Annotated in this window: 24 protein-coding genes; 22 read left to right on the forward strand and 2 right to left on the reverse strand. The window is 46.0% G+C overall.

The features are described 5' to 3' along the window. Positions 1 to 105 precede the first annotated feature (105 nt). Positions 106 to 276, forward strand: coding sequence for a hypothetical protein (locus tag V1497_RS03780; RefSeq protein ID WP_349409640.1), 171 nt, complete (start codon positions 106 to 108; stop codon positions 274 to 276). 40 nt (positions 277 to 316) lie between these two features. Here the strand turns inward: V1497_RS03780 and V1497_RS03785 are convergent, their stop codons facing one another. Then, positions 317 to 958, reverse strand: a complete 642-nt coding sequence (locus V1497_RS03785) for an SDR family oxidoreductase (protein WP_349409641.1) — start codon at positions 956 to 958, stop codon at positions 317 to 319. 147 nt (positions 959 to 1105) lie between these two features. On the opposite strand from V1497_RS03785, the gene V1497_RS03790 reads away from it, so the two are divergent. The 16 genes from V1497_RS03790 to paaX all read left to right on the forward strand — a co-directional run bounded on the left by V1497_RS03790 (position 1106) and on the right by paaX (position 15446). Next, positions 1106 to 1843: an MBL fold metallo-hydrolase gene (locus tag V1497_RS03790; RefSeq protein ID WP_349409642.1), complete on the forward strand. Its 738-nt coding sequence runs from the start codon at positions 1106 to 1108 to the stop codon at positions 1841 to 1843. 19 nt (positions 1844 to 1862) lie between these two features. Next, positions 1863 to 2858, forward strand: a complete 996-nt coding sequence (locus V1497_RS03795; protein ID WP_349409643.1) for a lipoate--protein ligase — start codon at positions 1863 to 1865, stop codon at positions 2856 to 2858. A 133-nt stretch (positions 2859 to 2991) separates the two neighbouring features. Further along, the gene (locus V1497_RS03800) at positions 2992 to 3384 is read left to right on the forward strand and encodes a hypothetical protein (RefSeq protein ID WP_349409644.1); all 393 of its coding nucleotides are present in this window, start codon (positions 2992 to 2994) and stop codon (positions 3382 to 3384) included. Positions 3385 to 3658: 274 nt separating this feature from the next. After that, positions 3659 to 4990 (forward strand): phenylacetate--CoA ligase PaaK, encoded by a 1332-nt coding sequence (gene paaK / locus V1497_RS03805; RefSeq protein WP_349409645.1) that lies wholly within the window; start codon positions 3659 to 3661, stop codon positions 4988 to 4990. A gap of 95 nt (positions 4991 to 5085) precedes the next feature. Further along, positions 5086 to 6054 (forward strand): 1,2-phenylacetyl-CoA epoxidase subunit PaaA, encoded by a 969-nt coding sequence (gene paaA, locus V1497_RS03810; protein WP_349409646.1) that lies wholly within the window; start codon positions 5086 to 5088, stop codon positions 6052 to 6054. A gap of 20 nt (positions 6055 to 6074) precedes the next feature. Then, positions 6075 to 6449: a 1,2-phenylacetyl-CoA epoxidase subunit PaaB gene (paaB, locus tag V1497_RS03815; protein WP_349409647.1), complete on the forward strand. Its 375-nt coding sequence runs from the start codon at positions 6075 to 6077 to the stop codon at positions 6447 to 6449. Next, on the forward strand, positions 6449 to 7234 hold the full coding sequence (gene paaC, locus V1497_RS03820; protein ID WP_349409648.1) for a 1,2-phenylacetyl-CoA epoxidase subunit PaaC: 786 nt from the start codon (positions 6449 to 6451) through the stop codon (positions 7232 to 7234). The genes paaB and paaC overlap by 1 nt, the downstream gene beginning before the upstream one ends. Before the next feature lie 234 nt (positions 7235 to 7468). After that, the gene (paaD, locus tag V1497_RS03825; protein WP_349409649.1) at positions 7469 to 7978 is read left to right on the forward strand and encodes a 1,2-phenylacetyl-CoA epoxidase subunit PaaD; all 510 of its coding nucleotides are present in this window, start codon (positions 7469 to 7471) and stop codon (positions 7976 to 7978) included. Between the two features lie 17 nt (positions 7979 to 7995). Next, positions 7996 to 8304, forward strand: coding sequence for an EthD family reductase (locus V1497_RS03830; RefSeq protein ID WP_349409650.1), 309 nt, complete (start codon positions 7996 to 7998; stop codon positions 8302 to 8304). Further along, positions 8294 to 9070 carry an enoyl-CoA hydratase-related protein gene (locus tag V1497_RS03835; protein WP_349409651.1) on the forward strand — a complete coding sequence of 259 codons (777 nt, stop codon included), beginning with the start codon at positions 8294 to 8296 and terminating at the stop codon, positions 9068 to 9070. The genes V1497_RS03830 and V1497_RS03835 overlap by 11 nt, the downstream gene beginning before the upstream one ends. A gap of 13 nt (positions 9071 to 9083) precedes the next feature. Further along, the gene (locus V1497_RS03840; protein WP_349409652.1) at positions 9084 to 9857 is read left to right on the forward strand and encodes an enoyl-CoA hydratase-related protein; all 774 of its coding nucleotides are present in this window, start codon (positions 9084 to 9086) and stop codon (positions 9855 to 9857) included. Positions 9858 to 9919: 62 nt separating this feature from the next. Continuing rightward, on the forward strand, positions 9920 to 11437 hold the full coding sequence (locus tag V1497_RS03845; RefSeq protein ID WP_349409653.1) for an aldehyde dehydrogenase family protein: 1518 nt from the start codon (positions 9920 to 9922) through the stop codon (positions 11435 to 11437). 123 nt (positions 11438 to 11560) lie between these two features. Further along, positions 11561 to 12424, forward strand: coding sequence for a 3-hydroxyacyl-CoA dehydrogenase (locus V1497_RS03850; protein ID WP_349409654.1), 864 nt, complete (start codon positions 11561 to 11563; stop codon positions 12422 to 12424). Positions 12425 to 12426: 2 nt separating this feature from the next. After that, positions 12427 to 13632: an acetyl-CoA C-acyltransferase gene (locus V1497_RS03855; RefSeq protein ID WP_349409655.1), complete on the forward strand. Its 1206-nt coding sequence runs from the start codon at positions 12427 to 12429 to the stop codon at positions 13630 to 13632. Between the two features lie 20 nt (positions 13633 to 13652). After that, positions 13653 to 14429 (forward strand): enoyl-CoA hydratase-related protein, encoded by a 777-nt coding sequence (locus tag V1497_RS03860; RefSeq protein ID WP_349409656.1) that lies wholly within the window; start codon positions 13653 to 13655, stop codon positions 14427 to 14429. Positions 14430 to 14573: 144 nt separating this feature from the next. Then, complete coding sequence (gene paaX / locus V1497_RS03865) at positions 14574 to 15446, forward strand: phenylacetic acid degradation operon negative regulatory protein PaaX (protein ID WP_349410741.1); 873 nt, start codon at positions 14574 to 14576, stop codon at positions 15444 to 15446. 259 nt (positions 15447 to 15705) lie between these two features. On the opposite strand, the gene V1497_RS03870 is transcribed toward paaX, so the two are convergent. Further along, complete coding sequence (locus V1497_RS03870) at positions 15706 to 16230, reverse strand: gamma carbonic anhydrase family protein (protein WP_349409657.1); 525 nt, start codon at positions 16228 to 16230, stop codon at positions 15706 to 15708. Positions 16231 to 16407: 177 nt separating this feature from the next. On the opposite strand from V1497_RS03870, the gene V1497_RS03875 reads away from it, so the two are divergent. The 5 genes from V1497_RS03875 to V1497_RS03895 all read left to right on the forward strand — a co-directional run bounded on the left by V1497_RS03875 (position 16408) and on the right by V1497_RS03895 (position 21688). Then, positions 16408 to 17355 carry an NAD(P)H-dependent flavin oxidoreductase gene (locus V1497_RS03875; protein WP_349409658.1) on the forward strand — a complete coding sequence of 316 codons (948 nt, stop codon included), beginning with the start codon at positions 16408 to 16410 and terminating at the stop codon, positions 17353 to 17355. 153 nt (positions 17356 to 17508) lie between these two features. Continuing rightward, positions 17509 to 18846 (forward strand): sodium-dependent transporter, encoded by a 1338-nt coding sequence (locus V1497_RS03880; RefSeq protein WP_349409659.1) that lies wholly within the window; start codon positions 17509 to 17511, stop codon positions 18844 to 18846. Between the two features lie 309 nt (positions 18847 to 19155). Further along, positions 19156 to 19875 (forward strand): SDR family oxidoreductase, encoded by a 720-nt coding sequence (locus V1497_RS03885; RefSeq protein ID WP_349409660.1) that lies wholly within the window; start codon positions 19156 to 19158, stop codon positions 19873 to 19875. Between the two features lie 235 nt (positions 19876 to 20110). Further along, positions 20111 to 20506 (forward strand): thioesterase family protein, encoded by a 396-nt coding sequence (locus tag V1497_RS03890; RefSeq protein ID WP_349409661.1) that lies wholly within the window; start codon positions 20111 to 20113, stop codon positions 20504 to 20506. A gap of 81 nt (positions 20507 to 20587) precedes the next feature. Further along, complete coding sequence (locus V1497_RS03895; protein ID WP_349409662.1) at positions 20588 to 21688, forward strand: Glu/Leu/Phe/Val dehydrogenase dimerization domain-containing protein; 1101 nt, start codon at positions 20588 to 20590, stop codon at positions 21686 to 21688. Positions 21689 to 21693: the final 5 nt, after the last annotated feature.

A 21693-nucleotide genomic window follows, 5' to 3' on the forward strand; every position in this document is an offset into this window, starting at 1 on the left:
GTCTCCGGTCACTCTTTTTGTAGATAATTTCTTGTTTTCGTAGACATATAACAAGTTTTAAAACCTCCAAGAACGGATATGAGGTCTTAAAAGGAGGTTTTATCCATGCCGAATGATAAAAAGAAGAATAAAGAGCCTGATCATACACTTCATGAAGACGAAACGACAGATCCGATACCGTTAGAGGATCATAGGGAAGAATTAAAGGAAGAAGAAAAGAAGGAAAAGTCGAAAGACGATTCTTCCAGTGAGCGTAAATACCGGAAAGGCGAATAAAAGAAGCGGCCTCTCAGAAGGCCGCTTTCATTATTTTCAATTAAATCGTTTTCAATGCATCCGGTATGCTTTGATCTCCGGATAGAATCTCGAAAGACTTACCGTAAGTGTTCTTAAGGTTCAATGTCTCGACCATGACTTTCGCGACATCTTCACGTGGGATGTCTCCTTCATAATTGTCGAGCTTTTCAGCAGCGCGGATTTGTCCGTTTCCAGCATCATAGGAGAGTCGTCCTGGTCTGACGATGGTATAATTGAGGGAACTGTTACGCAGAGCATCGTCTGCTTTTCCTTTTGCCTCGAAATAATGCTTCATTTCATCAGAACCGTATTCAGGGTTATCCGCACCGACAGTACTTAGCATGATGAAGCGTTTTACGCCAAGTCGTTCAGCACTCTCAATCAAATTGATTGCGCCTTCCTGATCAACGGAGATCGTTTTATCAGGTCCAGTTTTGGAGCCGGAACCTGCTGCGAATATGATTGCATCACAACCTTTGACTGCATGATCCACTTCATCCTCCAAATCAGCAAGCGCTGTTTCCTTTGCGCCTAATTGTTCTAACTCTGCTGACTGGGTGATGTCTCGGATCATCGCCACCGGTTCATGACCATTTTCTGATAAAAGTTGTATTATGCTGCGGCCAGTACCGCCATTTGCTCCTGCTACGAGTACTTTCATGTTTATTCCATCTCCCTTCTGAAAACATAATTATTATGTTCCACAATAACAAAGAATATAAACGATTTCGAATATGACGCAGCGGTATACTAGAAGATGTGTACAATGTCCTATACAATAGGAGTAAAGTCGAGAAGGGTGATATTTGTGAAAGTGACAGTGGTTGGCTGTTGGGGCGGTTTTCCAAAGAAACTGGAAGCAACCTCAGGCTATTTGATACAAGAGGACGGGTTCAACTTATTGGTGGATTGCGGCAGCGGCGTGCTTTCTCAGCTCCAAGCTTACATAGAAGTCGAAGACCTGGATGCCGTCATTCTATCGCATTATCATCATGATCATATTGCGGATATTGGTCCACTTCAGTTCGCAAGGCTCGTGAAATCACATACAGGTACAACCATGCCTGAACTTCCGATATACGGACATCGGTTCAATGAAACGGAATTCAAAAGACTGACCTATAAGAATCATACGGTCGGTCAAGAATACAACCCAGCTGTACCGATTACAGTAGGTCCTTTTAAAATATCGTTCTTACAAACGATGCACCCGGTTCCTTGCTATGCCATGCGGATCGAGGGGAAAGACAAGACTGTCGTTTACTCGGCAGATACAAGTCATCAAGAGGGCTTTTATGACTTTTTCCGTGGTGCCGATCTCCTGCTGATGGAGTCAAACCTCTATAAGGGAATGGATGGTGCAAGCATCGGTCATACGACGAGTGAAGAAGCTGGTCTGATTGCGAAAGAATCGAATGTCGGCCATCTTGTATTGACTCATCTTCCTCATTTCGGGGAGCTTGAGCAGCTCGTTACAGAAGCGAAGGAGCAATTCGATGGACCAATAACCCTGGCAAAGAGCGGTTTTGTCTGGGAAGAAGAATAAATTAAGAGGAGGAATATATGTGCTATTATTCATCGATAACAACAACATTACAGATCCAAGAATTAATCTGGCTATAGAGGAATACGCGTTGAAACACCTCGATATCAACGATACGTATCTGCTGTTTTACATTAATGAACCATCGATCATCATTGGAAAGAACCAGAATACAGTAGAAGAAATCAACTCGGATTATGTAAAGGAGCATGGAATACACGTTGTCCGTCGTCTTTCAGGTGGCGGAGCGGTTTATCATGATTTAGGAAACTTGAATTTCAGCTTCATTACGAAGGACGATGGAAACAGTTTTCATGATTTCAAGAAATTCACCGAACCCGTGATTAAGGCGCTCCATCGTTTAGGTGTACCAGCTGAACTTAGTGGGCGAAATGATATTTTAGTGAATGGGAAGAAGATTTCCGGAAATGCACAGTTTTCAACAAAAGGAAGAATGTTCAGCCACGGCACGCTCATGTTCGACTCTGAAATTGAGAATGTCGTATCTGCCTTGAACGTGAACATGGATAAGATCAAGTCGAAGGGGATCAAATCGATCAGAAGTCGCGTGACGAATATCCGAGAGCACTTGAATGAAGACATGACAACGGAACAATTCAGGGAGACACTGTTGAACTATTTATTTGAAGGGCAAGAGGAAATCCCTTATTATACGCTGACGGACGAAGATTGGGAGAACATCCATAAGATTTCCGAGGAGCGCTATCAGAATTGGGACTGGAATTACGGGAAGTCTCCTAAATTCAACGTCAAGCATTCCCATCGATTTGAAGGAGCAGGACAACTCGATGTACGGTTGGATGTAGTGAAGAATACCATTGAACACTGTAAAATTTATGGTGATTTCTTCGGTGTTGGTGACGTCGAGGATATTGAGAAGCGTCTCATTGGGGTCCGATATGACCGTGATGAAATTGAGAAAGCAATCAGCGACCTTGATATCAGTCACTATCTCGGCAAAATTACAAGAGAACAGTTTCTGGATTTAGTACATTAATCGATTTTAGAGTGGAGGCGACCGATTTTCAGGTCGTCTTCTTTTTGTAGTGTAAATGACTGGTCCAAGAAAAAAGTAGGCACATCACTCCACTGGGTGAATATCATGGTTATGGGAGAAAGGAGTGATGATGATGTCTGAACAAAAAAGGCCAACGAACTCGATGAATTCTGCCGGCAGCCAGGCTAGCGGTGCACGAGAAGATGAGCGAGCGAAGCATATGTATAACAAGTGTAAGGAATATATGAAATACCATGTGTTTATTGAAACGAAAGATGGAAAGAAATTCGACGCCATCATTATGGACGTGAAAAAGGATAAAGTGGAATTGCTTGTCCCGGAGATGATGGAACCGGAATCCTATGGACAGATGGAAGATCGAGGATACCGACAGCCACGGTATAGAAGATTCGGTGGATTACTGCTCCCGCTTGCAGCCATAACCGCCTTATCGCTCATCCCTTATTACCGGCCATACCCGTATTACCCGTACCCATACCCTTATCCATATCCATACCCGTACTAAAAAAACTCCCTTAGGCAGGGAGCTTTTTTTATGGAAGTGTCAGGCACTTTTTCTGAACCGTTGGTAATACAGCATTGTGAAAAAGTGCCTGACACTGCCTTCAGCGTTAAAGTGCCTGACACCATCTGCCATTCCGCTGCTGGCAAGGCTTCTTTGAGAGTGCCTGACACTTCCAACCCCTGAATTGACAAGAAAGCGCTTTCCTTATAAGCTTTTTATATATCATATTTCTAGGAGCTCGATTTATTTTCGTTATATCCAAGGAGGGGAAGCAGTGATTTACAATGTCGAGAAAGAAACGTTGGGTGTTCGTGAAAAGGAGCAGTTGCAGCTCGAACGATTGAAGAGAACTGTTCAGACAGTGTATGAGAAGGTCCCTTACTACAAAAAGAAGTTTGAAGATTCGAACATTGGTCCAAATGATATTAACAGCTTAGAAGATGTGAAGAAGCTTCCGTTTACAAAAAAGCAGGACTTGCGTGACCATTATCCATTTGGTCTCTTTGCGGTAGAGCAAAAGGACATCGTACGTCTCCATGCTTCATCTGGGACGAGTGGAAAGCCGACCGTTGTAGGATATACGAAGGGTGATATCAAGGTTTTCAGTGAGGTTGTCGCACGTTCGATTGCAGCTGCTGGCGGGGAACCTGGACAGGTGCTCCATAATGCATACGGGTATGGTCTTTTCACTGGTGGCCTTGGGCTTCATTATGGTTCGGAGCAGCTTGGTATGGCGACCGTTCCGGTTTCAGGCGGAAACACGCAACGACAGATCCTCCTTATTGAAGACTTTAAGCCTCAAGTGATTTGCGGAACACCATCTTACATCCTCAACATTGCCGAAACGATGGAAAAGATGGGGAAAGATCCGAGAAATACTAGCCTAAAGTACGGAATCTTCGGTGCCGAGCCATGGTCGGAGGAAATGAGACAGACGCTAGAAGAGAAGCTCAATATCAAGGCAGTCGACATCTACGGCTTAAGTGAGATCATCGGACCCGGTGTTTCAATTGAATGTCATGAAGCTCAAGATGGACTACATATCGCAGACGATCACTTTTTCGCCGAGGTCATCAATCCTGAAACACTCCAACCACTTCCAGACGGAGAATACGGTGAACTCGTATTCACAAGCTTGACGAAAGAAGCGTTCCCGATCATCCGCTATCGAACAGGCGATATTGCAGCAATCAACCGTGGAACGTGTCAATGCGGACGCACATCCATCCGGATGACACGCGTGAAAGGGCGGATTGATGACATGCTCATCATCCGTGGGGTGAACGTATTCCCATCTGAAATTGAAAATTGCCTTTTACAGCTAGAAGAAATCGTCCCGCATTACCAGATCCAATTAAAAAGAAACGGCACGATGGATCAGGTCGTTTTGCAAGTTGAAGTAAGTGAAAAAGTTTTTGAAGAATGTGCACAGGACTTGTCTCATCTAATGATGGAGGGCTTGAAGAGCAAGATTCAGCATACGATCAAAACGAATTGCCTCGTTTCCATTGACGTTGACATACAAAAGCCGAATTCCGTTCCTCGTTCGGAAGGAAAAGCAGTCCGTGTCGTCGATCTGAGGAAAGAAGAAGCACTACAGAAGTAACACTTTCTACCTGATTCGGTAAAAAAGATTGAATTAATTATAACGATATTCTATAATGACGTTAAATAAACGTAATACTCGGAAGGTGATAATAGATGACTATCGAAACATCGTTCGATCAGTTGACAGAGGAAGAGAAATACGAACATTTCCTTGCCCGTATTGATGCTGGTGAGAAGATTGAGCCTAACGATTGGATGCCTGATGATTACCGTCAATCGCTTATCCGTCTGATCTCCATGCATGGAATCAGCGAAATTATGGGAGCGCTTCCAGAAAAGGAATGGGTCCCGAAGGCACCGACATTGCACCGTAAGCTGGCGATCATGGCGAAGGTTCAAGATGAGATGGGACATGGACAGCTGCTTTTACGTGTTGCAGAAGACCTGATGGAACCGCTTGGAATGAACCGTGAAGACATCATGCAAAACCTGTTCTCAGGAAAGCTCAAGTTCCACAACGTGTTTCATATGAAAGCGCCTACATGGGGCGACGCTGGCATCATCGCGTGGCTCGTCGACGGCGCAGCGATCATTTCACAAAGCATGATGCTGAATTCTTCTTACGGCCCATATGCAAGAGCATTGAAGCGAATTTGTGCAGAGGAAGTCTTCCACGCACAGCACGGTGAGAGCATCATCATGGCTTTAGCGGAAGGTACACCTGAGCAGCGCGAACTTTTACAGGATGCACTGAATCGCTGGTGGACGGCACTTCTCATGTTCTTCGGTCCGAAAAGCAAAGAGAACGCATCCACTTCTCACGTTGATAAGAACATGCGCTATAAGATCCGTGAAAAAACGAATGAAGAACTCCGTCAGGAATTCTTTACGAAATATGTACCGAGAATCTGGTCGCTCGGCCTGACGATTCCGGATGAGACGATCCACTTCGACGAAGAACAAGGCCTGTGGATCTATCAGGATCCGGATTGGAATGAATTCAAGGAAATCGTTACAGGGAACGGACCACAATCAAAAGAACGTCTCGAGCTTCGTAAGACTTCATATGAAAACAACCGTTGGGTACGCGAAGCATTGAATCCTGCAGCAAAAGCGATTTAACCGGAGGAGGAGGGAAATCATTGAGTGAAAAAGGAAAAGACGGCTTCTACAGCGTCTACGAAGTATTCAGTAAAAAGACAGACAAAAGTCCGCTACAACATCAATTCAGTCTATTAGCACCAAATGAAGAAATGGCACTCATCATGGCCCGTGAAAACTTCTTCCGCCGTGAGCCTGTCGCCGACATCTGGGTCGCAAAGCGTGACAATATCCGTGTCATGACACAAGAAGAAAAGGAAATGCTGAAGCGACTGGACGATAAAGAATACCGTGAAACGAAAGGTTACGGTTACTTGAAGAAAAAGTGGCGTAAATACCAGCAAGAGCAATTCACTGAAAAAAACCTGCTCAGCAACAGTAGCAGTAAGAGTAAGAGCAAGGGAGGATCCAAGTAATGGCACAAGACAAAGCATTGGTTGAGCTTCTCTACACACTTGCTGATGATGATTTCATTTTGGCTTACCGCGGCTCTGAGTGGCTCGGTCTGGCACCGCACATCGAAGAGGATGTTGCATACTCTTCGATCAATCAGGACATGATGGGACACGCAGCAAAGTATTATCACCTTTTAGAAGAGTTGGGCGAAGGGGACGCAGACGAGTTGTCGCACTTGAGAGCACCGGAGAAGTTCCGGAACGCTGTCCTTTTAGAGGAAAAGAACGGAGAAGGGACGTACCTCGAGCAGCCTCAATACGATTGGGCATTCGCGGTTGTGCGTAACTACTTCTATTCCATCCATAAAAAGTACCGCATGGACTCTCTCAGACAATCAAGCTATGAACCTCTCAGTGACACAGCTAAGAAAGTGAGCATCGAGCTTCAGTATCATCTCATGCATTGGGAAACTTGGTTCAAGCAACTGATGACAAGTACAGACGAAGCGAAGCGTCGTATGACAGCTGCAATTGAACGCTGTTGGAACGAGATGGGTGGAGTGCTTTCTCTCGGACCGATGGCAGATGAAATGGCTGAAAAAGGCTATATCGCGAGCGAAGAAACGATGCGCACGAAATGGCTCGACCATATGAAAAAGACATTTGAGCAAATCGGCGCTGACTTCCCAGGAGAGATCGGCATGACTAAAGGAAACGGCCGTCAGGGAGAGCATACAGAAGACCTGACACAAGCTTTGGAAACACTATCAGAAGTGTACGAAACAAATCCAAAGGTAGCTTGGTAGACGAACGATAAACTTCGAATTACTGCGTTATTTGGTTTTTGGCGGTCCTCCGACGTACAGGATGTACTAGGATCGGCGTTGTCACAGGACGTGACGCTCTTAGCCGATTTCAATGTATAAGGAGTGTCCGGTCCGAAAAAACCTGCATGCCTTGTACTTCTCGTTTCTAGTTCGTCTACCAGGATGTAATTAGTACGAAAATTCGTAGATTTTAAGATTGAAAGGAGGATTACGATGACCGGAATCGAATCGAAACAATTGGTAGAGACGGTTTATCAAGTGCTTCAAGATGTCACTGACCCTGAAATTGATTCTGTCAGCATCCGTGATCTTGGAATGGTGGAGAAGGTCGATGTGGACGGTTCAAAAGCAACGGTTTCGGTTTTACCGACGTTTACCGGCTGCCCGGCACTTGACATCATCCAACGCGACATCGTCAATGCGGTCATTGAAGTGGACGGCATCGAGGAAGTCGAAGTGATTTTCCCATCCAAACCGATCTGGACGACAGACCGGATCACCGATCAAGGGAAAGAGCAACTGAAGCAATTCGGCATATCGCCTCCTCCGGCCAATCATACATCAGGAGAACCGTGGGAGATCCCGTGCCCGTATTGCGGGTCGGTCTATACCACGATGGAGAATCTGTTCGGCCCGACAGCGTGCCGCTGCATTCTCTATTGCAGAAGCTGTAAAAATCCATTTGAAGCTATGAAACCCGTTGCCAACATCGGTGACGAATAAGAAAGGGTGTTTATTTAATGGTAAAATTAATCGCACTTTACAGAAATCCTGAAAACAAAGAAGAATTCGACGAGCACTATTTCAACACACATTCACCAATTACAGCTAAGATACCCGGACTTCGTAAAATGGAAGTGACGAAAATCGTAGGTTCACCAATGGGAGCAAGTGACTATCACCTTCTATGTGAAATGTACTACGACGATCACGATGCTTTGAAAGCAGCAATGAAAACAGATGAAGCAAAAGCTTCTGGAAAGGACCTCATGGGATTTGCAGGTGACTTGGTAACACTGATGATCGGTGAGGAAGTCGATGGTGAGTAAAGAAACGATTAAAACGTGGACAGAAGCTGGTGTTGGTGTCATCCAACTGGATCGTCCAAAGGTTTTAAACGCACTGAACCGCAAGATGGTAACCGAAATCCTCGAAACGATGGAAGCGTGGGATCGTGACGATGACGTCGCAGTCATGATCGTTACTGGCGGCCCGAGAGTGTTTGCGGCAGGCGCCGATATTGATGAAATGGCAGAAGACGATGCCATTTCACTCGAGCTGTTGAACCAGTTTGCTGAGTGGGACCGCCTTGCCTGGGTAAAAAAGCCAATCATCGCTGCTGTTAACGGCTATTGTCTCGGTGGAGCATTTGAACTAGCGCTCAGCTGTGACCTGATTGTGGCAGCCGAAAATGCTCAGTTCGGCTTTCCGGAGATCAACCTCGGCGTCATGCCGGGTGCAGGAGGAACGGTTCGACTGACGAAATTGATGGGCCGTGCCAAAGCACTTGAGTGGCTCTGGACAGGGGACTACATGACGGCGGAATTTGCAAAAGCGAATGGCGTCGTCAACCGAACGGTTGCACCAGAGCTCGTTTTTGAAGAAGCGATGAAGCTTGCTCAAAAAATTGCGAAGCAGGCACCATTGTCTGTCCGCATGATAAAAGAAGCGGTCAACAAGTCCGTTGATCATTCCGTTTATGAAGCGATGCAGTTCGAGCGTAAGAACTTCTACATGCTATTCGCTTCAGAGGATCAGAAGGAAGGCATGCGAGCATTCGTCGAGAAACGGAAACCACAATTCAAAGGGAAATAAGGAGCGGTTTAGTATGTTTGAAACGATCGAATATAGTACGGAAAACAATGTCGCTTGGCTTCGACTGAACCGCCCGGATAAATTTAATGCATTCACCGAACAGATGAACCTTGAAATTACCAAAGCATTAAAAGAGGCGGAAAGAGACCAAGAAGTCCGCTGCCTCGTCATCACCGGTAACGGAAAAGCATTTTGTTCAGGAGAAGACCTAGCGGGGGTCAAAGAGGATACGGATCATGCGGAGATTTTGAGAAAGAGATATAACCCGATGGTTGAGAAGCTGGCAAGCTTCGAAAAACCAGTCGTCGCAGCAGTCAATGGTGTTGCTGCTGGAGCAGGAATGAGTCTCGCGCTTGCGTGCGATTTCCGGTTGATGTCAGAGAAAGCGAGTTTCATAGAAGCGTTCATCAACGTCGGACTTGTACCGGACTCAGGTAACCTGTTCTATCTCCCGAGGCTCGTAGGACATGCGAAAGCACTTGAGCTTGCGATCATGGGAGACAAGGTGTCAGCTGAAGAAGCGAAGGACCTTGGCCTTGCGAACAAGGTGATTCCATTGGACAGTTGGGAAGAGGAAGTAACCGCTTACGCGGAAAACCTGGCGAAGAAACCGACGAAGGCGATCGGTCTGATCAAGCGCTATTTGCGTAAAAGCTGGGATGCAGACTTGAGTGAGATGCTCGAAAATGAAGCATACGCTCAACGAACAGCTGGAATGACAGAAGACCACGCTGAAGGAGTCAAAGCTTTTATCGAAAAAAGAAAGCCTGAATTCAAAGGGCGCTAATTTAGAAAAGCAGAAGACGCATCAATGATTGACCTAAATTTACTAGAAGGAGTGACTGAACAATGAGTACAACAAAGGAACAACAACAAACAGCTACAGAAATGAAGCGTGACGCATATAAGATGATCATCAACGGTGAGCAAGTCGACAGCGTATCTGGTGAAACGTTCACGACATACAACCCAGCGACAGGCGACGTACTAGCTCAAGTTGCAAAAGCTGGCACCGAAGATGTTGACAAAGCGGTAGAGGCAGCACGTAACGCTTTCGAAAAAGGAAAATGGCCGAAGTATCCGGTTGGAAAGCGTGCACGCGTATTGAACAAAATTGCATCCATCATGCGCAGCCGTTTCAACGAACTTGTCGAGCTTGAAGTATTGAACAGCGGTAAATCATTGTCAGCTGCTCAAGGACAAGTCATGCAAGCCGTTGAGAACTTTGAATTCTACGCAGGTGCAATTGTAGGTCACCGCGGTCATGTGAACAATATGCCTGGACCTTTTACAAATACAGAAACGAAAGAACCACTAGGCGTTTGCGCACAGATCATCCCTTGGAACTATCCAATGATGATGGCTTCCTGGAAGGTTGCTCCGGCAATCGCTGCAGGTAACTCGATCGTATTGAAGCCAGCAAGCTTGACGCCACTTACTGCAATCATTTTGACAGAAATCTGCCACGAAGCAGGCGTTCCTGAAGGTGTCGTAAACATCGTGACTGGACCTGGTTCTACAGTCGGAAACCACTTGGTGGAGCATCCTGGAGTCGATAAAGTCGCATTCACTGGTGAAACTGGCACTGGTAAAGACATCATGGCAAAAGCTTCTGAAACGTTGAAGCGCGTAACGCTTGAGCTTGGAGGAAAATCTCCTAACATCGTATTTGAAGATGCGAACATGGACGCTGCTGTTGACGGCTCCCTTTTCGGAATCTTCTACAACACAGGTCAATCCTGTGAGGCACGTTCTCGTCTCTTCGTCCACGAAAACATCTATGATGAGTTCATGGAAAAGTTCGTTGAAAAGACGAAGAAGCTTGTACTTGGAAACCCGTTGGATCAAGGCACGCACATCGGCTCCATCATCAGTGAGAGCCAGGTCGAAGTGATCGACGGATATGTAAAAGAAGCTGAAAAGCAAGGTGCGAAGGTACTTGTCGGTGGTGGACGTGCTCAAGTTGAAGGGTATGAAAACGGACACTGGTACCTGCCGACTGTCATCACAAACGTAACGAACGATATGAAAATTGCACAAGAAGAAATTTTCGGACCGGTAGTCGTTGTTATGAAGTATAGCGACGAGAAAGAAGTGCTGAAGCTTGCGAACGATACGGTATTCGGACTTGCAGCTGCAATCTGGACAACGGATCATGCGCGTGCGAACCGCGTCGCTACTAAGTTGAAAGCAGGAACAGTCATGGTGAACTCACCATTCTCAGCATTCCCTGGAACGCCGTTCGGTGGTTACAAGCAATCTGGATTCGGAAGAGAGCTTTGCATCGAAACACTTGATCTCTATACTGAAACAAAAAGTGTCATCTCCTATGTTGGAGGCAAGCCGCTGAATCCTTTCGGAGTGTAACCATAATCATCAAATAGGCGAGCACCTTTTCAGGTAGCTCGCCTTCAAATTTACAAACAAGCCAATACGAAAATGAACGTGAAAAACATACCATTACATATCCATTTAAGGGAGTGGAAGAGCATGATCAACCATATTACAGTCATCGGTTCAGGTGTCATGGGAAGAGGAATCGCCTATGTCGCTGCTGTTGGAGGATACAAAACGACGCTAGTAGACATATCCGAGCAAGCGCTCGCTAGCGCAGAAACAGAGATTCATTCAATATTCAAGAAGGGGATTCAGCGTAATAAAATCACCGAAAATGATGCGAATGAAAGCATGGAGCGTATGAGCTTCTCTCCGAACCTTGAGGAAACCGTAGCGAGCACCGACTTGGTCATTGAAGCCGTCCCTGAGAACATTGAAATCAAAAAGAACGTCTTCGAAACGATCGACAAGCATGCACCGGACCATTGCTATTTTGCAACGAATACGTCTACAATGAGCCCGACCGAGATCGCTTCCTTCACAAACCGACCAGGAAAAGTCATTGCAATGCACTTTTTCAATCCGGTCCATAAGATGCCACTCATTGAAATCGTCAAGGGTCTTGATACAGAGGATGAGACGGTGAAGGTGGCAAATGAGGTTGCTGCAAAAATGGGGAAAGAAACCGTTACGGTCAATGAATTCCCTGGCTTCGTTACGAGCCGTATCAGTGCTCTTGTCGGAAATGAAGCGTTCTACATGCTTCAAGAAGGCGTAGGCTCACCAGAAGATATCGACAAAGCGATCAAGCTAGGTCTTAACTATCCGATGGGACCATTCGAGCTTGGCGATCTTGTCGGTCTCGATACGCGATTGAACAATCTGAAATACCTTCATGAAACACTTGGTGAGAAATATCGCCCTTGCCCGCTGCTTGTCAAATACGTAAAGGCAGGACGACTGGGACGCAAATCAGGCATGGGTGTTTATGATTACAGCGAACGAGGAGGAAAATGAACATGCGTGAAGTCGTCATAGTTGATGCAGTACGCACACCGATCGGTCGATATAAAGGAGCACTGAAAGAGGTCCGTCCGGACGACCTCGGAAGCATCGTCATAAAATCATTGCTTGAACGTAATCCTGGTTTACCTAAGGAACAAATTGAAGAGGTCGTTTTCGGCAACGCAAATGGGGCTGGTGAAGAAAACCGAAACGTCGCCCGTATGTCGGCGTTGCTAGCTGACCTACCTGTTGAAGTCGGCGGTACAACCATCAACCGTCTGTGTGGATCGGGTCTTGACGCTGTCACTTACGCGGCACGTGCCATCATGGCTAATGAAGGGGATATCTTCATCGCTGGCGGTACAGAAAGCATGACGCGGGCACCTTACGTAATGGCAAAGCCGGAGAAGGAGTTCCCGCGTGGCAACATGGAAATGTTCGACACGACGATCGGCTGGCGCTTTGTAAATCCGGCTTTGGAAGAAAAGTTTGGTACAGACAGCATGCCGGAAACAGCTGAAAATGTAGCGCAAGACTACGGTATTACACGTGAGGAACAGGATCAGTTTGCGTATGAAAGCCAAATGAAAGCGAAACGCGCAATGGAAGAAGGACGATTAAAGGATGAAATTGTTCCGGTTGTTTACAAGGATCGCAGAGGAAACGAAATCGTCGTCGATACAGATGAGCACCCTCGTCCGAACAGCTCTTTGGAAAAGCTCAGTACATTAAAGCCGCTATTTAAAGATGGTACCATTACAGCCGGAAATGCTTCAGGCATAAACGACGGTGCATCGGCCCTGCTCATCATGAGCAAGGAAAAAGCAGAGGAACTCGGTTTGAAGCCGATGGCGAAATACGTCACTTCTGCAACAGCTGGCCTTGAGCCTCGTGTTATGGGTCTTGGACCGATTCATGCTTCCCGTAAAGCATTGAAGCGTGCGGGACTTTCTTCAAGCGATCTTGGACTCATTGAGTTGAACGAGGCATTCGCTTCACAGTCTCTCGAATGTATCCGTCAGCTTGAATTGAATCCATCCAGGGTGAACATCAATGGTGGAGCGATTGCCTACGGTCACCCGCTGGGAGCGAGCGGCGCACGAATACTCACAACGCTTTTACATGAGATGCGTAAACAGAAAACCCAATATGGACTGGCTACGATGTGTATTGGCGTCGGTCAAGGAATCGCAGCAATCGTAGAAGGATACAACGACTAATCATACTAGGAGGCGTTAGGATGTCATCGATTTTATATGAAGTGAAAAATCATATCGCATACGTAACTTTGAACCGACCGGATGTGTTGAACTGTTTTAATTACGAAACGTTGAAGCAGCTTGGTGAGATCGTAGAAGAGATCCATCATAACCCTGAAGCACGTGTCGTCATTTTCACTGGTGCTGGAGAGAAGGCATTCAGTGCAGGTGCTGATTTGAAAGAGCGTAAAACATTGACTGAAAATGAAGTGCGACGTAATGTCTCGAAAATCAGAGACGTGTTTACGGCTGTCGATAAGCTGCCTCAACCGACGATTGCCGCAATGAACGGTTATGCATTCGGTGGTGGCTTCGAGCTTGCGCTTGCATGTGACTTCCGTATCGCAGTCGAGGATACGAAGATGGGCTTGACGGAGCTTGGCTGGGCGATCATCCCAGGAGCTGGCGGTACACAGCGTTTGCCGCGTTTGATCGGACAAGCGAAGGCGATGGAACTGATTTTGACAGCGAAAAAGCTCTCTTCAGAAGAAGCATTACAATACGGAATTTTGAATGAGGTCGTTTCTTCCGATAAATTGATTGAAACGGCTGAACAATGGGCAGAAAGAATGTTAAGCAATGGTCCGATTGCCTTGAAACAAGCGAAGTTTGCTATCAAGCAAGGCATGAACGTCGATTTGGAAACAGGGTTGAACTTAGAAGCGAAAGCATACGAGGTGACGATCCCTACAAAGGACCGTGTTGAGGCGTTAGTTGCATTCGGTGAAAAGCGTCCGCCTGAATTCAAGGGAGAATAACACGAACAGAATGGCCATCCTTTTCACCGTTATAGAGAGAAAGATTGAGAGGGTACATGATATTTAGTATCATAAAGGGATGATTTTGTTAGATTGAACCGGAAAAGGATGAGCACAGTGCAGAACAGTTTGAACACACGTTCGATGATTTTTACGTTATATGGAGATTATATACGCCATTACGGCAATGACATATGGATTGGTAGCTTGATTCGGCTGTTAAAAGAGTTCGGTCATAACGAGCAGTCTGTCCGTGCTGCGATTTCACGCATGAACAAGCAGGGCTGGGTGACAGCTGAACGGAAAGGGAATAAGAGCTACTACCGCTTGACGGAACCTGGCGTTGCTCGGATTGAAGAAGCGGCGAAGCGTATTTTCAAGCTTCAGCCTGAGAGCTGGGACGGGCAGTGGAGGATGTTTACGTATACGATTCCTGAAGAAAAAAGGCACATCCGGGACGAACTGAGGAAAGAACTCGTGTGGAGCGGGTTCGGACTTTTGTCCAATAGCTTCTGGATCTCTCCGAACAAGCAGGAGAAGCAAGTGAAGCAGATGATCGAGAAGTATGAAATCGGGGATTATGTGCATTTCTTCGTTTCTGAATACAAGGGACCGCATGAAAGCGAGAAGCTCGTTGAAGAATGCTGGGACCTGAATGAGATCAATGCGAAGTACGATGAGTTCATCAAAACGTACAGCCAGAAATATGTGATGGATAAGAACAAGATTGAAAAAGGTGAGATGTCGGACGGTGAATGCTTTGTCGAGCGGACGAAGCTTGTCCATGAATACCGTAAATTCTTGTTCGTCGATCCAGGACTGCCTGAAGAATTGTTGCCGAAAAAATGGCTCGGGGATTATGCGGCTAGCCTGTTCAGTGATTATTACAAGGCACTCGCCCAACCAGCCAGCCGTTTCTTTGAGGATGTATTCAGTGAAGGAAACGAAGTGAAAAACCGTGATAAAAAATATGATGCGTTGAACCACCCGTTAATCATTGATCATACCAACAAATGAGGGACTGACAATTGTCAGCCCCTCATCTATGAAACTAGGGTTACCAGTATAAGTGCACAAGCTTGAAGCTTCGAAAGCATTTACATCGCACGAAGCAAAAGTTCCCTTTTTCGAGGAACTAAGGCTCAATCGCTTATAGATTGATTTCGCCTAAGTTTTCTTTACACTGGTTATCCGATTCCTTTTCAGCAGGTTGTCATGTCGACGTTGTTGAAAAGGGTGGATACCAGTATAAGCGCAACTAAGGTTCGATCGGCGCTTACAGCTTGATCTCACCTAAGTTTTCTTTAAATTCTTTGCCCTTTTGTTCGTACGTATCAATTGTTAGTTGGATGAGTTCCAAGTCTTTGTCTGTCAGCTCCCGGATGACTTTGCCTGGTGAACCCATGACCATCGTCCGCGGGGGGATTTTTTTGCCTGGAGGAATCAATGTATTCGCTCCAATGAAGGCAGATTCTCCGATTTCAGCACCATCGAGGATCGTCGCACCCATCCCGATCAGGGCACCTTTACGAATCGTGCAACCGTGGAGGATGACATTGTGCCCGACAGATACTTCGTCTTCCAGGATGAGCGGGAATTCTTCGTAGAGATGACACGTGCAATTATCCTGGATGTTGCACCGTTCCCCGATGATGATCGGAGCTTCGTCTCCACGGACGACAGTGTTGAACCAAACACTCGAATTCTTGCCGATTGTTACATCACCAATAATATGTACTCCAGGCGCGATAAAGACGGAATCATCGACTTTCGGATTTTTACCGTTATATGGGTAAAGCATAATAAACCTCCTTGAAAACGTTTTCTAAAGTATAACATAAGTGACAGAAGTGTCAGACACCTTAACAAAACGTAGATGGATCAAGGGTTTCTAAAAAGTGTCAGGCACCATTTTCAACCCCTTGAGGGGACTGCGTTTTGAAATGGTGCCTGACACCATAGAAAGGATTTTCATTTTATGAACCGATTATATGATTTGCTTAAGATTAAGTATCCGATCATCCAAGGCGGGATGGGGAACGTTTCGAATGCACCGCTGACAGCTGCGATATCTGAAGCTGGCGGGCTTGGTACATTAGGTATTGGAACGATGCTGCCCGACGAAATTGAAGGACTGATCAAAGACACGAAAGAGCGGACCGACAAGCCTTTTGCGGTGAACATCCCGTTGAGTGTTTCGCCTGCTGTGAAGGAGACGGCAATGCTGCTGTTCGAATATGAAATTCCTGTCGTCGTTCTGTCAGCAGGGAATCCAGCACCGTTCATTCCGAAGTTCAAGGAAAGAGGGCTGACGGTCATTTGTGTTGTTGCATCAGTCAAGCATGCAAAAAAGGCTGAACAAGCTGGGGCTGATATCGTTGTTGCCGAAGGGTATGAAGCAGCAGGGATCAATGCAACCGAGGAGTCGACGACTATGACGTTGATTCCACAGATTGTCGATGCTGTTGATATCCCTGTCATTGCGGCTGGTGGAATCGGTGACGGAAGAGGCCTGGCGGCTGCTCTCTCACTAGGAGCTTCCGGAGTCCAAATGGGGACACGTTTCATTGCAACGCAGGAAGGTGCGTTCCATGAAAACTACAAACAAAAGTTGATTGAGGCGACAGATACAGAAACGACGATTGTTGGTCGTTCTTACGGAAAAATCCGCCGCCTTATGAAAACACCTTATGCATTGGAATTGTTGAAAGAGGAAGCCTCAGGAGCGGATGTGGAAGTATTCATCAACAAGACGACAGAGGATTATCACCGTAAAGGCGCTGTTGAGGGTGATTTTGACAAAGGCTTCATCAATTCCGGTCAAATCGCAGGCCTGATCAACGACATCCCGACTGTGGAAGAGTTACTCGAGCGCATGAAGAAGCAAGCGAAGGAAACGCTCAACAAGACGCAACAGTTGCTTTAATCCTGTTGAAAAAGATCGTTATCGTTGTTTGAAAGAAATCACTTTAACACTTGAAAGCTTTGGTGCGAAAAAATTTCCTCTTGCCTTATAAAGAATTGTTTGTTACAACTAAACATTAACTGAAACTCTTTTACTTAGAACCTGGAGGTACTTATGGCACAACAAGAGCAATGGACATCTAAACTCACATTCATACTAGCTGCAGCAGGATCCGCAATCGGACTCGGCGCCATTTGGAAATTCCCTTATGTTGCTGGGACAAGCGGGGGAGGAGCCTTTTTCCTTGTATTCTTACTCTTTACATTCCTTGTTGGTTTCCCACTGTTGCTCGCTGAATTTGTGATTGGACGAAGTACACAGAAAGAAGCCATATCTGCCTATCGATCCATAGCCCCTGGTTGGGAATTCATCGGTCGTATCGGCGTTTTCACTGCATTCATTCTATTATCGTTTTATAGCGTCATCGGAGGTTGGATCCTCCTCTACTTCGGTGCCAGTATCACGGGATACGTTTCTGGTGTCGACAATTATGAACAATTATTCGGAACCATCATTTCCAACCCATGGACGGCTGTGGGTTCTCAGCTTGCATTTATCCTTTTGACAATTTTCGTGGTTGCCAAAGGCATTAAACAAGGTATTGAAAAAGCAAGCAAATGGATGATGCCAGCCTTATTCATTCTTTTCATCATCCTCATTGCACGCTCTCTGACATTGGAGGGAGCAATGGAAGGGGTCCAATTCTTCCTTCAGCCAGACTTCTCGAAGCTGACGTCTGAAGGAGTGTTGTTCGCACTTGGACAATCCTTCTTCTCTCTGAGCCTTGGTGTCTCAGTGATGGTGACATACAGCTCGTACTTGTCTAAGACGGAAAGTCTCGGTCGATCAGCAACATCCATTGTTCTTATGAACATATTCATTACGGTCCTTTCCGGACTTGCGATCTTCCCGGCAGTCTTCTCATTTGGATTTGAGCCAACTGAAGGACCAGGACTGTTGTTCATCGTACTTCCATCGGTCTTTTCGGAAATGCCAGGAGGGACACTCTTCTTCATTGTATTCTTGGCTCTGTTCCTTTTCGCGACATTGACATCAGCGTTCTCGATGCTTGAAATCATTGTTGCATCCGTATCGAAAAACGCAGGTCAACGCCGTTCGAAGTCTTCCTGGATTGTCGGTCTGACGATTTTTGCCGTAGGTATCCCTTCTGCACTTTCTTATGGATTACTTGCAGATGTGAAACTGTTCGACAAGACGATCTTCGATTTAATGGACTACCTGGTCAGTAACATCATGCTACCGATTGGTGCATTATTGATTTCCATCTTCGTACCATTGAAGATGAAGCGTGAAGTATTGATTGAAGAATTGACTGACGGCAGCAGCCGCGGCAAGAAGCTTCTTGCGCTATGGCTCCTCGTCCTTAAATATTTCGTGCCGTTCTTGATCATCATCGTCTTCCTGGATGCACTCGGTGTATTCGGAGGATAATTGAAGATTGGATGTGTAAAAAGCAGCTGGCGATCAGCTGCTTTTTTCTTTTATGAGAGTAGTAAATAGGTACTGAATTCAGGAATTATCTGCACTGTTTCAGGAATTCGTACAAAAATTCAGGAATCCCATGCACGTTTTCAGGAATCCCGACCAAAATTTCAGGAATCCGCTCCATATTTTCAGGAATTCACAGCCACAGGCCGGGTTGCACCTCCAAATTTAGCTCAGGATTCGAATGTTTGGGTAGACTTGTAGTACAATAAGGGCGACAACATAGAATGTAGCCCGAGAAAGGAGAATTCATTGATGCTAAATGAAAAGGTAGCCGTTGTAACTGGTGCATCAAGAGGTGCTGGTAAGGCCATCGCAACAAGATTCATGTCAGAAGGTGCGAAGCTTGCGATCATCGGCTCTTCCGAACAAATCCATGAAACCGGAAAAGAGCTTGAGGAGAACGGTGCAGAAGTACTCAGCCTCCAGGCAGATGTTTCAGATGAACAACAAGTCGAACAAGCGATGAAACAAACGATTGAGAAATACGGAAAAATAGATATTCTCGTAAACAATGCTGGAATTGGATTCTTCAAAACCGTCGAGGAAACGACTGTAGAGGAATGGGACAAGGTGTTTGCCGTTAATACGAAAGGGGTCTTCCTTACAACCCGTGCTGTACTCCCATACATGAAAAAGGAGAAAGCAGGTACGATTGTTACGATTTCATCGGATGTTGGAAGAAGAGCGATAGCGAACGGCTCCGCCTATACGGCGACAAAATATGCGGTCCAAGGCTTCATCGGATCGGTCGCTCAGGAAGTGAAGGAGTATGGCATCCGAATGGGAACGGTCAATCCAGGAGCAATCGACACCTATTTTGGCGGTTCTAAACAAGGTGAGACCCATAAGGAAGATTGGTTGAAGGTTGATGACATCGCAGAGGCTGTTTGTTATATGGCATCTGCCGGGAAGCATATGGTCGTTGACGAGATCATGCTCCACCCACTCTCCCAGGAATATCCAAGAGCATAACGGAAGAATTTCATACACATCAAGGGATGACCCAAGCTGTACGTTACGTACGTTCAGGGTCATCTTTTTTTATGGCAATCCTTTCATGACAAGGGCTCAAACGCCTGGGGCAGCCTTTCGTTACATTGCTTTTTATTTAACAAAATGATATTATATCGTTAAATAAACGTCATATTGTATAAGAATGATACGCGTGAAATAAAACGATGGAATGAAGCAAAAGGGGGCGGAAAATTTGAAGCCAGGAATGGAAGTCGGGCAAAAAGCGACAATAACCGCTAAAGTGACACCGGAAATGTTTGCGCAGTTTGAAGGTAACGTTGTCCATCCAGCTTATTCGACGGTCTCGATGGTTTATCACATGGAATGGGCGGCGCGACAGATCATCCTTCCGTATCTTGAAGATCATGAAGAAGGAATCGGTGGGGGCGTTTCAGCGAGACATCTGAATCCGACACCGGAGGGCAGTGAAATCACGGTAACAGCGACTCTACGAGAACTAAAGGGTAAAGCTGTCATTTGTGACCTCGAGGTCCGAAACGAGAAAGAAAAAATCGGTGAAGGGGAAGTTACACAATACATCCTGCCGCGAGAGATGATCCAGGGAAAAATCGAATCCATGAAAGTTTGATCCACGTTTTTTATTTGTGATTTTATGAAAGCGTTTACTAGTTAGAAATTTTGAAAGATTAATAGTATTGGGGGATGCAGCATGTTTGAACGCATTAATGAGCATGAGCAATTGCTGTTTTGTAATGATGAACATACAGGGTTGAAGGCGATCATCGCCATACATAATACGACACTCGGTCCGGCATTGGGCGGTTGCCGGATGCGCCCGTATAAATCCACGGATGAGGCGATTGAAGATGTCTTGCGTCTGTCAAAAGGGATGACGTACAAGTGTGCGGCAGCAGACGTCGATTTTGGAGGCGGTAAAGCGGTCATTATCGGTGATCCTCTCAAAGAACGTTCACCGGAATTGTTCCGTGCGTTCGGTCAATTCGTCGACTCGCTGAATGGACGCTTTTATACAGGAACGGACATGGGGACAACGCCGAATGATTTCGTTCATGCGTTAAAAGAAACGAACTGCATCGTCGGTGTTCCTGAGGAGTATGGTGGGAGCGGAGATTCTTCTGTCCCGACAGCTGAAGGGGTTTTATATGGTCTGAAAGCGACGAACAACGTGTTGTTCGGGTCTGAGGACCTTTCAGGTAAGACGTACTCCATCCAGGGTCTCGGAAAGGTCGGCTTCAAGGTTGCTGAACAGCTTCTAGAAGCGGGAGCAGATATCTACGTGACTGACATCAATGAAAAAGCGATCCAGCAGATCGTTGATAAAGCCGAGCTCATGAAAGGCAACGTGAAAGTCGTTGAAGGAGACGAGATTTACAGTGTTCCAGCAGATGTCTTCATTCCGTGCGCGTTGGGCGGGATCATTAATGATGAAACGATCGAACATCTGAAAGTGAAAGCTGTTGTCGGATCAGCGAACAACCAGCTGCTGCGAAACGAACACGGGACATTTTTACAAGAAAGAGGCATTCTTTATGCGCCTGACTATATCGTAAATGCGGGTGGACTCATTCAGGTATCGGATGAGCTTTATACGCCGAATAAAGCCCGTGTCCTGGCAAAAACGAGAGCAATCTATGACACGCTTTTGGAAATCTATCAACAGTCCAGGGAAAAATCCATTTCCACTGCGGATGCAGCTGATGAGTTTTGTAAGAATCGAATCGAGAGCAGACGTAAGCGAAACAGCTTCTTCAGTCATGATAAACGACCAAAATGGAACGTACGTTACTAAGGAGG

This window comes from Pseudalkalibacillus sp. SCS-8 (genome assembly GCF_040126055.1).
GTDB lineage: Bacteria > Bacillota > Bacilli > Bacillales > Fictibacillaceae > Pseudalkalibacillus > Pseudalkalibacillus nanhaiensis.

Excerpts from the sequence above, each read along its gene's own strand:
- V1497_RS03880 (WP_349409659.1), top strand. The coding sequence starts at position 17,509 with ATGGCACAACAAGAGCAATGGACATCTAAACTCACATTCATACTAGCT.
- V1497_RS03870 (WP_349409657.1), bottom strand. The coding sequence starts at position 16,230 with ATGCTTTACCCATATAACGGTAAAAATCCGAAAGTCGATGATTCCGTC.
- V1497_RS03875 (WP_349409658.1), top strand. The coding sequence starts at position 16,408 with ATGAACCGATTATATGATTTGCTTAAGATTAAGTATCCGATCATCCAA.
- V1497_RS03840 (WP_349409652.1), top strand. The coding sequence starts at position 9,084 with ATGTTTGAAACGATCGAATATAGTACGGAAAACAATGTCGCTTGGCTT.
- paaC (WP_349409648.1), top strand. The coding sequence starts at position 6,449 with ATGGCACAAGACAAAGCATTGGTTGAGCTTCTCTACACACTTGCTGAT.
- V1497_RS03845 (WP_349409653.1), top strand. The coding sequence starts at position 9,920 with ATGAGTACAACAAAGGAACAACAACAAACAGCTACAGAAATGAAGCGT.
- V1497_RS03835 (WP_349409651.1), top strand. The coding sequence starts at position 8,294 with ATGGTGAGTAAAGAAACGATTAAAACGTGGACAGAAGCTGGTGTTGGT.
- V1497_RS03895 (WP_349409662.1), top strand. The coding sequence starts at position 20,588 with ATGTTTGAACGCATTAATGAGCATGAGCAATTGCTGTTTTGTAATGAT.
- V1497_RS03800 (WP_349409644.1), top strand. The coding sequence starts at position 2,992 with ATGTCTGAACAAAAAAGGCCAACGAACTCGATGAATTCTGCCGGCAGC.
- V1497_RS03850 (WP_349409654.1), top strand. The coding sequence starts at position 11,561 with ATGATCAACCATATTACAGTCATCGGTTCAGGTGTCATGGGAAGAGGA.
- V1497_RS03780 (WP_349409640.1), top strand. The coding sequence starts at position 106 with ATGCCGAATGATAAAAAGAAGAATAAAGAGCCTGATCATACACTTCAT.
- V1497_RS03885 (WP_349409660.1), top strand. The coding sequence starts at position 19,156 with ATGCTAAATGAAAAGGTAGCCGTTGTAACTGGTGCATCAAGAGGTGCT.
- V1497_RS03855 (WP_349409655.1), top strand. The coding sequence starts at position 12,427 with ATGCGTGAAGTCGTCATAGTTGATGCAGTACGCACACCGATCGGTCGA.
- paaA (WP_349409646.1), top strand. The coding sequence starts at position 5,086 with ATGACTATCGAAACATCGTTCGATCAGTTGACAGAGGAAGAGAAATAC.
- V1497_RS03860 (WP_349409656.1), top strand. The coding sequence starts at position 13,653 with ATGTCATCGATTTTATATGAAGTGAAAAATCATATCGCATACGTAACT.
- paaX (WP_349410741.1), top strand. The coding sequence starts at position 14,574 with ATGATTTTTACGTTATATGGAGATTATATACGCCATTACGGCAATGAC.
- V1497_RS03830 (WP_349409650.1), top strand. The coding sequence starts at position 7,996 with ATGGTAAAATTAATCGCACTTTACAGAAATCCTGAAAACAAAGAAGAA.
- V1497_RS03785 (WP_349409641.1), bottom strand. The coding sequence starts at position 958 with ATGAAAGTACTCGTAGCAGGAGCAAATGGCGGTACTGGCCGCAGCATA.
- paaD (WP_349409649.1), top strand. The coding sequence starts at position 7,469 with ATGACCGGAATCGAATCGAAACAATTGGTAGAGACGGTTTATCAAGTG.